General features: G+C 64.9%; 13 protein-coding genes. 4 read left to right on the forward strand and 9 right to left on the reverse strand.

The features are described from left to right. Nucleotides 1-3 precede the first annotated feature (3 nt). From ybaL to FHR73_RS14580, 5 genes are all read right to left on the reverse strand, one after another. On the reverse strand, nucleotides 4-1722 hold the full coding sequence (ybaL, locus tag FHR73_RS14560; RefSeq protein ID WP_183632201.1) for a YbaL family putative K(+) efflux transporter: 1719 nt from the start codon (nucleotides 1720-1722) through the stop codon (nucleotides 4-6). A gap of 74 nt (nucleotides 1723-1796) precedes the next feature. Next, complete coding sequence (locus tag FHR73_RS14565; protein WP_183632203.1) at nucleotides 1797-2279, reverse strand: acyl-CoA thioesterase; 483 nt, start codon at nucleotides 2277-2279, stop codon at nucleotides 1797-1799. 60 nt (nucleotides 2280-2339) lie between these two features. Then, entirely contained in the window at nucleotides 2340-3098 is a 759-nt protein-coding gene (locus FHR73_RS14570) for an SDR family NAD(P)-dependent oxidoreductase (RefSeq protein ID WP_027598710.1), read from the reverse strand. A gap of 68 nt (nucleotides 3099-3166) precedes the next feature. Next, nucleotides 3167-3568 carry an SMI1/KNR4 family protein gene (locus FHR73_RS14575; protein ID WP_133860206.1) on the reverse strand — a complete coding sequence of 134 codons (402 nt, stop codon included), beginning with the start codon at nucleotides 3566-3568 and terminating at the stop codon, nucleotides 3167-3169. A 180-nt stretch (nucleotides 3569-3748) separates the two neighbouring features. Then, nucleotides 3749-4606, reverse strand: coding sequence for a Tim44 domain-containing protein (locus tag FHR73_RS14580; RefSeq protein WP_183632204.1), 858 nt, complete (start codon nucleotides 4604-4606; stop codon nucleotides 3749-3751). Nucleotides 4607-4877: 271 nt separating this feature from the next. On the opposite strand from FHR73_RS14580, the gene FHR73_RS14585 reads away from it, so the two are divergent. Continuing rightward, nucleotides 4878-6638 (forward strand): cation:proton antiporter, encoded by a 1761-nt coding sequence (locus FHR73_RS14585; protein ID WP_183632205.1) that lies wholly within the window; start codon nucleotides 4878-4880, stop codon nucleotides 6636-6638. A 180-nt stretch (nucleotides 6639-6818) separates the two neighbouring features. Here the strand turns inward: FHR73_RS14585 and FHR73_RS14590 are convergent, their stop codons facing one another. The 3 genes from FHR73_RS14590 to FHR73_RS14600 all read right to left on the reverse strand — a co-directional run bounded on the left by FHR73_RS14590 (nucleotide 6819) and on the right by FHR73_RS14600 (nucleotide 10070). Further along, the gene (locus FHR73_RS14590) at nucleotides 6819-7247 is read right to left on the reverse strand and encodes an EamA family transporter (protein ID WP_007160104.1); all 429 of its coding nucleotides are present in this window, start codon (nucleotides 7245-7247) and stop codon (nucleotides 6819-6821) included. 2 nt (nucleotides 7248-7249) lie between these two features. After that, nucleotides 7250-9418 (reverse strand): DNA helicase II, encoded by a 2169-nt coding sequence (uvrD, locus tag FHR73_RS14595; RefSeq protein ID WP_183632206.1) that lies wholly within the window; start codon nucleotides 9416-9418, stop codon nucleotides 7250-7252. A gap of 133 nt (nucleotides 9419-9551) precedes the next feature. Beyond that, entirely contained in the window at nucleotides 9552-10070 is a 519-nt protein-coding gene (locus FHR73_RS14600) for an Hcp family type VI secretion system effector (RefSeq protein WP_017639168.1), read from the reverse strand. Between the two features lie 339 nt (nucleotides 10071-10409). On the opposite strand from FHR73_RS14600, the gene hexR reads away from it, so the two are divergent. Next, the gene (gene hexR / locus FHR73_RS14605) at nucleotides 10410-11279 is read left to right on the forward strand and encodes a transcriptional regulator HexR (protein ID WP_017639169.1); all 870 of its coding nucleotides are present in this window, start codon (nucleotides 10410-10412) and stop codon (nucleotides 11277-11279) included. Nucleotides 11280-11352: 73 nt separating this feature from the next. Then, nucleotides 11353-11574 (forward strand): PA3496 family putative envelope integrity protein, encoded by a 222-nt coding sequence (locus tag FHR73_RS14610; protein ID WP_081594569.1) that lies wholly within the window; start codon nucleotides 11353-11355, stop codon nucleotides 11572-11574. Here FHR73_RS14610 and FHR73_RS14615 read toward each other — a convergent pair. Continuing rightward, nucleotides 11504-12478 carry a LysR family transcriptional regulator gene (locus FHR73_RS14615; RefSeq protein WP_183632207.1) on the reverse strand — a complete coding sequence of 325 codons (975 nt, stop codon included), beginning with the start codon at nucleotides 12476-12478 and terminating at the stop codon, nucleotides 11504-11506. The two genes, FHR73_RS14610 and FHR73_RS14615, sit on opposite strands and share 71 nt — an antisense overlap. 138 nt (nucleotides 12479-12616) lie before the next feature. Here FHR73_RS14615 and FHR73_RS14620 point away from each other — a divergent pair, with 138 nt between their 5' ends. Beyond that, nucleotides 12617-14032 carry an acetyl-CoA carboxylase biotin carboxylase subunit gene (locus FHR73_RS14620; protein ID WP_058777129.1) on the forward strand — a complete coding sequence of 472 codons (1416 nt, stop codon included), beginning with the start codon at nucleotides 12617-12619 and terminating at the stop codon, nucleotides 14030-14032. The last annotated feature ends 7 nt before the right edge of the window (nucleotides 14033-14039 follow it).

The following is a 14039-nucleotide window of genomic DNA, read 5'->3' on the forward strand; positions in this document are numbered from 1 at the left end:
TCGTCAGGCGACGGAGCCCCTGGGCTGGGCCTCGTGCTCCCCGGGCCGCTCCAGGCCCAGATAGCGGAACATGCCATGGGCGATCTCGCGTTCGCCCATGATCACCTCGTCCACGCCATTGGCTTCCAGATGCCGGATCTCGTCGTCGTGATGGGCGCGGGCGAGGATGTGCAGATCCGGCGCCAGCTCCCGCGCCCGGCGACCGATCTCGGCAGCTTCGAAGCCGTTGGGAATCGCCAGCAGCAGCGCCCGCGCCTCCTTGAGCCTGGCCCGCGCCAGTACCTTGTCCTGGGTCGCGTTGCCGAGGATCACCTTGAACCCCTGCTGGCGTAGCGCCGTGACGTGCTCGGGCTCGTCCGAGATGACTATCAGCGGCGGACCCTGGTGGTCCAGGCGATCGCAGATGTAACGACCCACCCGCCCATAGCCCACCAGCACCAGGTGACCGCTCTGCTCGACCGGCTCGGGTTCGTCGTCCAGTTCCGGGGCATGCTTGCCCTTGGCATTGATCAGCCGTCGGCCTTCGCGGCGTTCCATCCAGGGCTGCAGGCGATCGATGCCGTGAAACAGCAGCGGATTGAGGATGATGGAGATGATGGCGGCGGCCAGGATGAGGTCGTGAGCGCTCTGGTCGAGCAATTTCAGCGACAGGCCGAGACTAGCGAGGATAAAGGAGAACTCGCCGATCTGCGCCAGGCTGGCGGCGATGGTCAGGGCCACGCTCAGCGGTCGGCGATAGGCCAGGACGATCAGGGTCGCGGCGATCGACTTGCCAAGGACGATGACTGCCACCGTGGCCAGTACCGCCAGGGGTTGTTCCAGCAGGATCTCCGGATCGAACAGGCAACCCACCGAAAAGAAGAACAGCACGGCGAAGGCTTCGCGCAGAGGCAGCGAATTCTCCGCGGCGTCGTGGCTGAGTTCCGACTCGTTGAGCACCACGCCGGCAAAGAAGGCGCCCAGGGCGAAGGACACCCCGAACAGCGAGGCCGAGCCGTAGGCGATGCCCATGGCGATGGCCAGGGTCGCCAGGGTGAAGAGCTCGCGCGAACCGGTACGGACCACCCGGGCCAGCAGCCAGGGGATTACCCGCCGGCCCACCAGCAGCATCAGGGCGATGAAGGCACCGACCTTGAGCGCGGTGAGGCCTAGTTCCAGGCCCAGGCTCTGGCCCGACTCTTCGCCGCTGTCGCCACCCAGCGGCCCGGCCAGCGCCGGCAGTACCACCAGGGCCAGCACCATCAGCAGGTCTTCCACGATCAGCCAGCCCACGGCGATCCGTCCGCGCCGGCTCTCCACCATCTGCCGTTCTTCCAGCGCCCGCAGCAGCACCACGGTACTGGCTACCGACAGCGACAGGCCAAAGACCAGGCCGCTGCCCAGGCCCCAGCCCAGGAAATGGCTCACGCCCATGCCCATCAGGGTGGCGGCGGCGATCTGCACGATGGCGCCGGGAATGGCGATGCGTTTGACCGCCAGTAGATCCTTGATGGAGAAGTGTAGACCCACGCCGAACATCAGCAGGATGACGCCGATCTCGGTCAATTCCTTGGACAGCTCGGGATCGGCGACGAAGCCGGGCGTGAAGGGGCCGGCGGCCACTCCGGCGAGCAGATAGCCGGCGATGGGCGGCAGGCGCAGGCGGGTGGCCAGGGTGCCGAAGGCGAACGCCAGGACCAGGCCGATCGCCAGGGTGGATATCAGGGGGGTGTCATGGGACATGCTGGCTCCAAGGATTTGGATTGCCAGATCCTGGAGCCGCTGCCGTCGAACGACGGCGACCTAGCCGGCAAAACTCAAAAGGTTTCCTTGAGTGCCTGATAGCGCTCTTGAAGTTCCCGACGGATCTGCCGGCGCTGCTGGGCCTGCACACAGCGCCGCTTCTCGTCCGCGGTCACGGGTTCGAGCTGGGGGACGGGGCAGGACTTGCCGTGCTCGTCCACCGCCACCATGGTGAAGAAGCAGCTGTTGGTGTGGCGCACCGAGCGTTGCTGGATGTTCTCGGTGATGACCTTGACGCCGATCTCCATGGAGGTGGTCCCGGTGTAGTTCACCGAGGCGAGAAAGGTCACCAGTTCGCCGACATGCACCGGCTCGCGAAAGATCACCTGATCCACCGACAGGGTCACCACATAGCGTCCGGCATAGCGGCTGGCACAGGCGTAGGCCACCTCGTCGAGGTGCTTGAGCAGGGCGCCGCCGTGGACATTGCCGGAAAAGTTGGCCAGGTCCGGGGTCATCAGGATGGTCATGCTCAACTGGTGGTTGCCGGCTTCCATGGGCGAATCCTCGAGGGGGAAATCCTGTAGACGGCGCAGCGGCGCCGTCTGTCACAGCCATCAACGGCCGGCGGAGAGCCCGAAGTCGATGGGCAGGTCGGCGCCGGAAATGGCCGCCGCCTGGGGCTGGCAGAGGAAATAGACGAACTCGGCCACCTCTTCCGGCTGGATGAAGCGCGCGGTTTCGCCCTGCGGATAGCGATTGAGCAGGTTGCGACGATAGCCCGCCGGATCGCCGCTGCCGTAGTGGGCAGCCTGGAAGTCCAGCATGGGGGTGTCGATATCGCCTGGCGAGACGGCGTTGACCCGCACGCCATCGCGCGCCAGTTCCACCGCCAGATTCTGGCTGAAGAAGCGCACCGCCGCCTTGGCGGCACCATAGGCCGCCGCACCGGCGATGGGCTGACGCCCGGCGCCGCTGGCGACATTGATGATGACGCCGCGGTTTTCCTTGAGGAAGGGGATGGCCGCCGAGCACATGAAGAAGGTGGCCTTGAGATTGACCGCCATCACCAGGTCGTAGTCGTCCTCGGTAAAGGTCTCCACCTCGCCTTCGCGCCAGATGCCTGCGGCGTTGATCAGGGCATCCAGGCGCCCGGTGCGGGCCATGACCTTGCTGACCAGGGAACGGCAGCCCTCGGCGCTGGAGATATCGGCGGTCACGCTGGAATCCAGGCCGACGATGCCGTTCAGCCCATGCAGGCCCTCGGCATCGCGGTCGGCGGCGGCAACGCGCCAGCGACTCTGGGCGAAGCGTTGCGCCAGGGCGCGGCCGAGGCCGCCCGCGGCGCCGGTGATCAGGACGACGGGAGTGCTCATGACGCTTCCTCCGGAGTAATGGCCTTATCCAGACCCGTGTCGGGCAGGGTCGTTCAGTACCGGCCCGGTCAGCCTTCCAGCCAGACGTCGCGGGCCCAGATCCAGACCGAATCCCAGGATTCGTCGGTCAGGTCGCCGTCTTCCCACAACAGTACCTCGCCTTCCTGGCTGACGCAGTAGTAGCCGTCGTCGCTGGCGCAGAGGGGAATGTACTCCCGCGGCAGGCCTTCGTCCCAGGCAGTGGCGGCCACTTCCGGCAGATAGGTATGGGACTGGGGGTCGGTGACGGTCACCGGCTCGATACGGCCATAGACCACGTCGCTGACGGTCAGCAGGAATTCACGGAATTCCGGCGGCAGGCTGATGAGCAGCTCTTCCTCAATCTCGACCAGCAGGTCTTCGTCGGGCAGCTCCAGGGGTACGGGAACGGGTTCGTTTTCTTCACGCAGGCGTTCGATGACGTCTTCCATAGCAGGCCTCTCTCGAAATGCGCACCGGATAAAGGGAAAAGAGGCGCGCAAGGTTAGCAGTTCAGTCCGGGATAACGGCAGCTTCCGTGCGGACTTGATAGCGGTTTCGAGAGATGTTCGGCAGGCGGCGCCCATGAAAAAGCCCGGCGTAGAGCCGGGCTTTTCGGTGCAGCGCTGTTATCAGGCGTTCTGGCGGATACCGGCCAGCAGCCAGGGCTGGTTCTCGCCAGCCATGCGCTCCATGCGCCAGCTTTCGCTGAACGGCTGGCCCTGGTCGAAGCGCGATTCCTTGGATACACCGTTGAAGGTGATGGTGGCGATGGTCTTGCCTTGCAGGTCCTCGACACCGTCCAGGGTAGCGTTCAGGTTCTCGATGTAGGTGGACTGAAAGCCTTCGCCCAGGGCCGCGCGCTCGTCACGCAGCCACTGCAGCATCTGCGGGGTGACGAACTCGGAGATCTTGTCCATCTCGTTGGCGTCCCAGTGCTGCTGCAGGCTCATGAAGTGATCACGACCGGCGGCCACGAAGCGCTCGGCATTGAACCAGCTCGGCGCGTTGATCACCGGTGCGGCACCGGCAGCGGCACCGCCGAACAGACCGCCATTGTTGGGCTGGTTGGGCATCTCGCGCTGCATGGGCGCATGACCGGCGACGGCGGGCTGCGGACCAGCCTGCTGCTTGCGACGGGCGATCAGGCGGAAGATCACGAAGGCGATGAGGGCCAGGATCAGGAAGTCGAAGAACTGGAAGCCTTCGAAGCCGTCACCCATGAACATGGAGGCCAGCAGACCACCGGCGGCGATACCGGCCAGCGGGCCGAGCCAGCGCGAAGCGCCACTCGGACGGGCAGCGGCGGCGGCGCCAGCACCGGCGGCAGGAGCGGCCATGCCCGGCTGCTGGGTCGGTGCGGCCTGGCGGGTCTGGTGGATGGGCGCGGCGCCAGCGGACTTGCCGGCGCCCATGCGTTTGGCATTGGCATCCAGGCTGAGCGTGAGGCCCAGGCACAGGATCATGAAGAAGCTCATCAGGCGTTGCATGTGGTGTTCTCTCTGTGAAGAGTCTGGTGTTGGATACATCTTGCGCTGCCCGGTCAAGTACAGCCAGCGTGAATTGTTTCGGTATTTTGCCCTGTCGGCGTTCCCTGGAAGCAGGCCGCCAAGTGCGTGCGACCGTTGAAAATTTCCAAGCACATCAATCTATTACAGATTTTTGCAAAATCCGTCACAAGAGTTTACAGATGCTAGTCTGGGTCTCCAGTCAGCGCAGGTGTCGGGAGAGTGCCCGGCCCGTCATAGGAGGGCCCGGCCGATGCATGCTTTAGCTTTTATCCAGGACATGGCCGTCATCATGCTGGTGGCCGGCGTGGTGACCATCCTCTTCCACCGCCTCAAGCAGCCCGTGGTCCTGGGCTATATCCTCGCCGGCTTCATCATAGGACCCCACACCCCGCCATTCGGTCTGATCCACGACGAAGAAAGCATCAAGACCCTCGCCGAGGTGGGGGTCATCTTCCTGATGTTCAGCCTCGGTCTGGAATTCTCGCTACGCAAGTTGTTCCGGGTGGGCGCCACGGCCTTCATCGCCGCCTTCCTGGAGATCAGCCTGATGCTCTGGCTGGGTTATCAGGTGGGGCAGATGTTCGGCTGGTCGCACATGGATTCCCTGTTCCTCGGCGCCATCCTGGCCATCTCCTCGACCACCATCATCGTCAAGGCGCTCAACGAGCTGAAGATGAAGCACGAGCGCTTCGCCCAGCAGATCTTTGGCGTGCTGATCGTCGAGGACATCCTCGGCATCGGCATCATCGCCCTGCTGTCGGGTCTGGCGGTGAGCGGCTCGGTGGAGCCGGGCGCGGTGGCCTCGACCCTGGGCAAGCTGAGTCTGTTCATGATCGTCGCCCTGGTCATCGGCATCCTGCTGGTGCCGCGCCTGCTGGCCTACGTGGCCAAGTTCGAAAGCAACGAGATGCTGCTGATCACGGTGCTGGGACTCTGCTTCGGCTTCTGCCTGCTGGTGGCCAAGCTGGAATACAGCGTGGTGCTGGGCGCCTTCCTGATCGGCGCCATCATGGCCGAATCGCGCCAGCTGCTGCAGATCGAAAAGCTGGTGGAGCCGCTGCGCGACATGTTCAGCGCCATCTTCTTCGTCGCCATCGGCCTGCTGCTCGATCCCAAGGTGCTGGTGGAGTACGCCTGGCCGATCACCGTGATCAGCGTGGCCGTGGTACTGGGCAAGATCCTCGCCTGCAGCCTGGGTACCCTGATCGCCGGCAACGACGGCCGGACTTCGCTGCGGGTCGGCATGGGGCTGGCGCAGATCGGCGAGTTCTCCTTCATCATCGCCACCCTGGGGATCACCCTGGGCGTCACCAGCCACTTCCTCTATCCGGTGGCGGTGGCCGTGTCGGCGGTCACCACGCTGCTCACCCCCTATCTGATCAAGGCCGCCGATCCGCTGGCGCTATGGATCGGTCGCTGGCTGCCGCAGCCGCTGCAGCGGGTGCTGGGCATCTATGGCGAATGGCTGCGCAGCATCCAGCCCCAGGGCGAGAAGGCGGTCCTGGCCGGCATGATGAGACGCATCCTGCTGCAGGTCGGCATCAACCTGTCGCTGGTCATCGCCATCTTCCTCGGCGGAGCCTATTTCGCCGGCGGACTGGCGGGCTGGCTCAGCACCTGGATCGCCGATCCCGACCTGCAGAAGGCCTGCATCTGGGGTGGCGCGTTGCTGCTGTCGCTGCCCTGCCTGATCGCCGCCTATCGCAAGCTCAAGGCCCTGGCCATGCTGATGGCCGAACTCAGCGTCAGGCAGAACCAGGCCGGGCGCTATACGCAGCCGGTGCGGCGACTGGTCAGCGAGTTGATCCCGCTGCTGTCGCTGGCCGGCATCCTGGTGCTGCTGGCCGCCCTGAGCAGCAGCATCCTGCCGCGCGGTGAGCTGTTGCTGCTGATCGGCCTGGTCGCGGTGGTGGTGATCGCGGTGCTGTGGCGCTGGTTCATCCGCGTCCATTCGCGGCTGCAGATTGCCTTCATCGAGACCCTGGAGCAGGACAAGGGCGGACATCATTAGGCCGCTTTTGCGGAATCCAGCCATTGCCGGCCGGGGATCGACGCGGCAGAATCGCTCTAAGTCGCCCGTTTGAATGAACGGGACGATGGCAAGGGAATGCGCAATGCAGGAAATGGGCTTGGCCGCTTTCTGCCGTCCGGCAATCTCCCACCGGCGGTCAGGCCCTTTTCCTGCGCCCCTTCAAGGTCGCCAGGCGAGCAACAGCACGCCCCCGCCGATGGCGGCGATGCCGCACCACTGGCGCAGGTCCAGGCGCTCACCCAGCAGCGCCACGCCAAAGATCGCCACCAGCACCACGCTCAGCTTGTCCACCGGCGCCACCAGCGACGCCGGGCCCAGCTTGAGCGCCCGGTAGTAGCACAGCCAGGACAGGCCGGTGGCCACGCCCGAGAGCAGCAGGAACAGATAGCTGCGCCCGGCGATGCTGGCCAGGGGTTGCGCCTGCCCGGTGGCCAGGACGATGGCCGCCAGGACCACCACGACCACCAGGGTGCGCAGCAGGGTGGCGAAATCGGCGTTGACGTGTTCCACGCCCAGCTTGCCGAAGATGGCCGTGAGGGCGGCGAAGGCCGCCGCCAGGAGCGCCCAGAACAGCCAGGAGGTCGTCATGGCTAGAGGGGTTCGAGCTTGGCGTAGCTTACCATCAGCCACTTGCTGCCTTCGGACTTGAAGTTCACCTGCACCCGGGCATGGGCGCCGGAGCCCTCGTAGTTGAGGATGACGCCGTCGCCGAACAGCGCGTGGCGGACCGGCTGACCGAGGCTAAAGGTGGTTTCCGGCACCGGTGCCTGGGCGAAGAGGTTGGGGCGACTGCCGGCGAAAGGCTGCTTGACCGCATTGGACAGGCGCACCTCCTGGATCAGACCGTCCGGTACCTCGCGGACGAAGCGCGACACCTTGTTGTAGGTCTCGCTGCCGTAGAGGCGGCGCGTCTCCGCATAGCTCATCACCAGGCGGCGCATGGCGCGGGTGATGCCCACATAGGCCAGGCGACGTTCCTCTTCCAGGCGGCCGGGTTCCTCGAGGCTCATCTTGTGCGGAAACAGCCCTTCTTCCATGCCGGCGAGGAACACCAGGGGGAATTCCAGGCCCTTGGCGCTGTGCAGGGTCATCAGCTGGACACTGTCTTCGTGACTGTCGGCCTGGGTGTCCCCGGATTCCAGGGCGGCGTGGTCGAGGAAGGCCGCCAGGGGCGTCATCTCCTCGTCACCGCTGAAATCGAAGGAGCGCGCGGCGCTGACCAGTTCTTCCAGGTTTTCCACCCGTGCCTGGCCTTTCTCGCCCTTTTCTTCCTTGTGGAAGGTGACCAGGCCGGTCTGCTCGATGATCTGCTGCACCAGGTTGTGCAGGGACAGGTCCTCGGCCTTGAGTGCCAGGGTATCGACCAGCTCGACGAAGACGTTGAGCGCCGAGGCGGCGCGACCCGACACCGCGCGGGCGCCGACCAGGTCGTGCAGCGCCTGCCACAGCGAGGTGTTCTGGGCCCGCGCGGCGCTGCGCAGCGCCTCCACGGTCTTTTCACCGATGCCCCGCGGCGGCACGTTGATCACCCGCTCCAGGGCGGCGTCGTCGTGGCGATGCTGGATCAGCCGCAGATAGGCCATGGCGTTCTTGATCTCGGCGCGCTCGAAGAATCTCAGACCGCCATAGATGCGATAGGGGATCTTCTCGCGCAGCAGCGCCTCTTCCAGCACCCGCGACTGGGCGTTGGAGCGGTAGAGGATGGCCATCTCGCTGCGCCGGCTGCCCTTCTTGAACTCGCTCTCGATGGTTTCGACGATGTAGCGGGCTTCGTCGTGCTCGTTGAAGCCGGCATAGAGGGTGATGGCCTCGCCTTCACCGGTATCGGTCCACAGCTCCTTGCCGAGGCGGCCGAAGTTGTGGGCGATCAGGCCGTTGGCGGCCTTGAGAATGGTGTCGGTGGAGCGGTAGTTTTGCTCCAGACGGATGATCTCGGCCGAGAAGTCCTCGTTGAACTGCTGGATGTTCTCGATCTTGGCACCGCGCCAGCCATAGATGGACTGGTCGTCGTCGCCCACCACCATGAGGCTGGCGCCGTTCTGGGCGAGGTGCTTGAGCCAGGCGTACTGGACGGCGTTGGTGTCCTGGAATTCGTCCACCAAGAGATGCTGGAAGCGCCGCTGGTAGTGCTCCAGCAGGCTGGGATTGTTGCGCCAGAGATCCAGGGCGCGCAGCAGCAGCTCGGAGAAGTCGATCACCCCGGCGCGGGCACAGGCGGCCTCGTAGGCTTCGTAGATGCTGCGCATGGTGCTGAGGAAGAGATCGCCGGCGGCCTGGATATGCTGTGGCCGCAGGCCTTCGTCCTTCTGGCCGTTGATGAACCACTGTGCCTGGCGCGCCGGCCAGCGCTGCTCGTCGAGGCCCAGCTCGCGGATCACCCGCTTGACGATGCGCTGCTGGTCGTCGCTGTCGAGGATCTGGAAATTCTGCGAAAGCCCCGCTTCCTGCCAGTGGGCCCGCAGCAGGCGATGGGCGAGGCCGTGGAAGGTACCGACCCACATGCCCTGGGGACTCATGCCCAGCAATTGCTCGATGCGGTGGCGCATCTCGGCGGCGGCCTTGTTGGTGAAGGTCACCGAGAGGATGGAGTGCGGCGAGGCGCGCTCGACCTGGATCAGCCAGGCGATGCGGTGCACCAGCACCCGGGTCTTGCCCGAGCCGGCACCGGCCAGGACCAGTTGGCGACCCAGGGGCGCGGCCACGGCCTGACGCTGGGCATCGTTGAGGGAATTGAGCAGCAGGGAGATGTCGTCATTCATCGCCGCATTCTACCGATGCGGTAGAAGGAGCGCCAAACCGGACGGATGGGAGGCGAGGCGGGTGGCACAGGGCGGCCGAACCCCCAGCCAGCAGGGCTGGCCGGGGGTCAGGGAAAGGCTTGGGAATGGTGCGTCAGGCGGCGATCGGCGAGCGCCAGTCGTCGGAACCGGAGGTGCCGGAGACCTCGTGGGTCCAGACGATCTTGCGGTAGGTGAAGTAGACGTCTTCCAGGTGGGTAAAGTGCGCCATGCTCGGGTCCTGGCAGTTGGGCATGCGCGACTGGACGTCGACGATGATGGCGTCCTCTAGCTCGATGGTGAAGTAGTGCTCCTGGGTGCCGGTGGCCGAGGTGCGGTACCACTCCAGGCGGCACTTGCCGAGGCGTTCGCCGGAGGTGAGGGCGTTGAAGATCAGCGGCGAGGCCTTGTCGAAGACCTTGGTGATCATCAGCGGCTTGTGCACCCGCTGGCCGGTGGGCTGACCCGACTGGGGATCGCGGGGAATGATCACCTGGTGATTGAAGGCCTGGACCAGGATCTGGTCTTCGTGGCCTTCCTGGAAAATGTTGCCGACCGAGTCTTCGGTAAAGGTACCAGCGGTGATCAGGCCTTGCTTGGTGCCTTCGAGGGACAGATACGCGGGGGTTGGCATGGTGCTCTCCTTGCCTGGTGATAGGCCTTCATGGCCCGGTACCAGCACCTAACAAGGGCCATGCCAGAACTGAAAATTTCTTTCTGATCAGTGGATTGCAAAAGCACTACAAGGTGGAGGCCGGGTAACTGTGCGCCACTACGCAGGAATCTGTGCAAGGCCTTGCGCAGAGCGGTTCAAAAGCTGCTCCGGCTCAGGTAGCCGATTTTTGAGGCGACTACCAAGTGCCTGAGCCAGCTCGAAAAAGACCGTGCTGAATCGTAATGACCAAGAGCCTTGGCGACCGTTATGTAGTATAAGTACGACGCACTACATCCGCCCGCTAGACGAGATACGCCTGTGAACCTCATGCAACACATTGCTCAATCCCGCCACCTGCTGCGCAAGTCGGAGCTCAAGGTCGCCGAGCAGGTCATGGTGGATCCGGCTGCCGTCATGCACAGCTCCATGGCCGACCTCGCCCACAACGTCGGCGTCAGCGAGCCCACCATCGTGCGTTTCTGCCGCGCCATCGGCTGCGATGGCTTCCAGGATCTCAAGCTGCGCCTGGCGCAGAGCCTGGCGGCGGGGGCCAGTTTCGGCCAGTTCGCCATCCACGAGAACGATGCGGTAGAAGACTTCAGCCTGAAGATCTTCGACACTACCCTGCACACCCTCATGGACGTGCGCGAGCGCCTGGACATGCGGGCGCTGGAAACGGCCATCGAGGCGATCGCCAAGGCGCAGCGGGTGATGTTCTACGGCTTCGGCGCCTCGGGCTCGGTGGCCAACGACGCCCAGCACAAGTTCTTTCGCCTGCAGCTCAGCGCCACCGCCTATTCCGATCCACACATGCAGGCCATGTCGGCGGCGACCCTGACGCCTTCCGACGCCGCCATCTGCATCTCCCAGTCGGGGCGTTCCAAAGACCTGCTGATCACCGCCAATCTGGTGCGCGACAACGGCGCCGCGCTGATCACCATCTGCCCGGGGCAGACGCCGCTGGCGGACCTGTCCACGGTCAATATCGCCATCGACGTGCACGAAGACACCGACATCTATGTGCCCCTGACCTCGCGCATCGCCCACCTGGTGGTGATCGATGTGCTGGCCATGGGCGTGGCCATGTCGCGGGGGCCGGCGCTGGTCGAGCATCTCAAGAGCGTGAAGCGCAGCCTGCGCAGTCTGCGGCTGTCGTCGAAGTCGACCAAGCACAGCGACACCCAATAGTCGTCTAGCTGTCGCCAAACCGTCACCTGTTGGGGTGAAGCTGCCCATTCCGATCCAGCCCGGAGGAATTGGCATGACCGCTCTCATCCAGCAATCCAGCGTTCGTCTCGACAGCAAGACTCGCCGAAAGCTACAGGATCAACGGCGGATGAAATTCCGCCGCGCCATCGAAGCCCGTGCCGAAGAACAGCGACTCGCCGTGGAACTCGATGAACTGCTGTTTCTCAATCAGCTGCTGGACGAACGCCAGGCCCAGCGCCGGCAGCAGGCTCCAGGGCAATACCTAACGCATTGATCAGGCTGCGCTGGCCGCGCAGATAGTCGACGAAGGCCTGGGCCACCGGCGACAGCGGCTTGCCGCGGACCTGGACCACGCACCAGGAACGGCGCAACGGCAGCTCGGCGACATCCAGCTCGACCAGGCTGCCCGCGGCGAGATCGCTGCGAATGGCCTGGCGCGGCAGCAGGGCCAGGCCGAGTCCGGCGCGGACCGCCTCGCGTTGCGCTTCGAAGGCGCCGATCTCCAGCTGTTCGGCGAAGTGCGCGCGCTTCTGCTTGAGGTAGTCCTCGCAGGCCTGGCGCGTGCCGGAGCCGACCTCGCGCACCAGCAGCGGATAGGCCGTCAGGTCGCGCAGGCTGAGTCCTTTCCGGCCGGCCAGGGCATGGCCCGGACGCGCCACGGCGACGATGGCATTGTCCAGCAGTGGCAGGAAATCCAGGTCCGCGTTGCTCGGCACCCCGGACATCAGCGCCACGTCTTCGCGATTCTCCGTCAATCGCCGCAGCACCCGGGCATGGTTGCCCACGGTCAGCGCCAGGTCGACCTGGGGATGGCTGCTGCGGAACTGGCTGAACAGGTGCGGCGCCAGGTACTGGGCGCTGCTTTCCACCCCCAGCCGCAGCTGACCGTGCAGGGCGCCGCGCAGATTCGACAGCTGCATGTCCAGGCTGCCCAGTCGGGCGAAGAGATCGCGTCCGGTCTGGCGCAGGGCCTCGCCGGCCTCGGTGAGGTAGAGGGTGCGATTGACGTAGTTGAACAGGGGCGCGCCCACCACCTCTTCCAGCTGACGCACCTGCAGGCTCACCGCCGGCTGGGTCAGCGCCATGATGTCGGCCGCACGGCTGTAGGAGCGGGCCTCGCAGACGGCCTCGAATACCTGCAACTGGCGAAAGGTGAGCCGCATTAGGGGCTTCCGCATAGGCATCTTCGAGATCCATAAGGAATGACTTATGGAGTATCCAACAATTATTTATTTTCCATAAGAGAGACCCTGGCGTAGCTTCAGGTCACCGGCAATAACAAGCGGCTGCAGGCTGCAGCAGACAAGGAGCCAGGTGTGATCAAGAAGATACTTATCGCCAATCGGGGCGAGATCGCCGTGCGCATCGTGCGTGCCTGTGCCGAGATGGGCATTCGCTCGGTGGCGGTCTACTCCGATGCCGATCGCCAAGCGCTCCACGTGAAACGTGCCGACGAAGCCCATGGGATCGGCAGCGATCCGCTGGAGGGTTATCTCAATCCGCGCAAGCTGGTGAATCTCGCCGTGGAGACCGGCTGCGACGCCCTGCATCCCGGCTACGGCTTCCTGTCCGAAAATGCCGAACTGGCGGAAATCTGCGCCCAGCGCGGCATTCGTTTCATCGGGCCGTCCGCCGAGGTCATCCGCCGCATGGGCGACAAGACCGAGGCGCGGCGCAGCATGATCGCCGCCGGCGTGCCCTGCACCCCCGGCACCGAGGGCAACGTGGCGGACATCGCCGAGGCGCTGCGCGAAGGAGATCGCCTCGGGTATCCGGTGATGCTCAAGGCCACCTCCGGCGGGGGCGGTCGCGGTATCCGCCGCTGCAATTCCCGCGAAGAGCTGGAGCAGGCCTATCCGCGGGTGATCTCCGAGGCGACCAAGGCCTTCGGCTCGGCCGAGGTGTTCCTCGAGAAGTGCATCGTCAATCCCAAGCACATCGAGGCGCAGATCCTCGCCGACAGCCACGGCAATACCGTGCACCTGTTCGAGCGCGATTGCTCCATCCAGCGGCGTAACCAGAAGCTGATCGAGATCGCGCCCAGCCCCCAGCTGACCCCCGAACAGCGCGCCTACATCGGCGACCTGGCGGTGCGCGCGGCCAAGGCGGTGGGCTACGAGAACGCCGGCACCGTGGAATTCCTGCTCGCCGAGGGCGAGGTCTATTTCATGGAGATGAACACCCGGGTGCAGGTGGAGCACACCATCACCGAGGAAATCACCGGCATCGACATCGTTCGCGAGCAGATTCGCATCGCCTCGGGGCTGCCGCTGTCCTTCGCCCAGGAAGACGTCCAGCACCGCGGTTTCGCCCTGCAGTTCCGCATCAATGCCGAGGACCCGAAGAACAACTTCCTGCCGAGCTTCGGCAAGATCACCCGCTACTACGCGCCGGGCGGACCCGGGGTGCGCACCGACACCGCCATCTACACCGGCTACGTGATCCCGCCGTACTACGACTCCATGTGCCTCAAGCTGATCGTCTGGGCACTGACCTGGGAAGAGGCCATGGATCGCGGCCTGCGCGCCCTGGACGACATGCGCGTGCAGGGAGTGAAGACCACCGCGCCCTATTACGAGGCCATCCTGCGCGATCCGGAATTCCGCAGCGGGCGTTTCAACACCAGCTTCGTGGAAAGCCATCCGGAGCTGACCCAGTACTCGATCAAGCGCAACCCGACGCACCTGGCCATCGCCATCGCCGCCGCCATCGCCGCCCACGCCGGTCTGTAAGGACGAC

This window comes from Pseudomonas sp. AS2.8 (genome assembly GCF_014190935.1).
Classification (GTDB): Bacteria; Pseudomonadota; Gammaproteobacteria; order Pseudomonadales; family Pseudomonadaceae; genus Chryseomonas.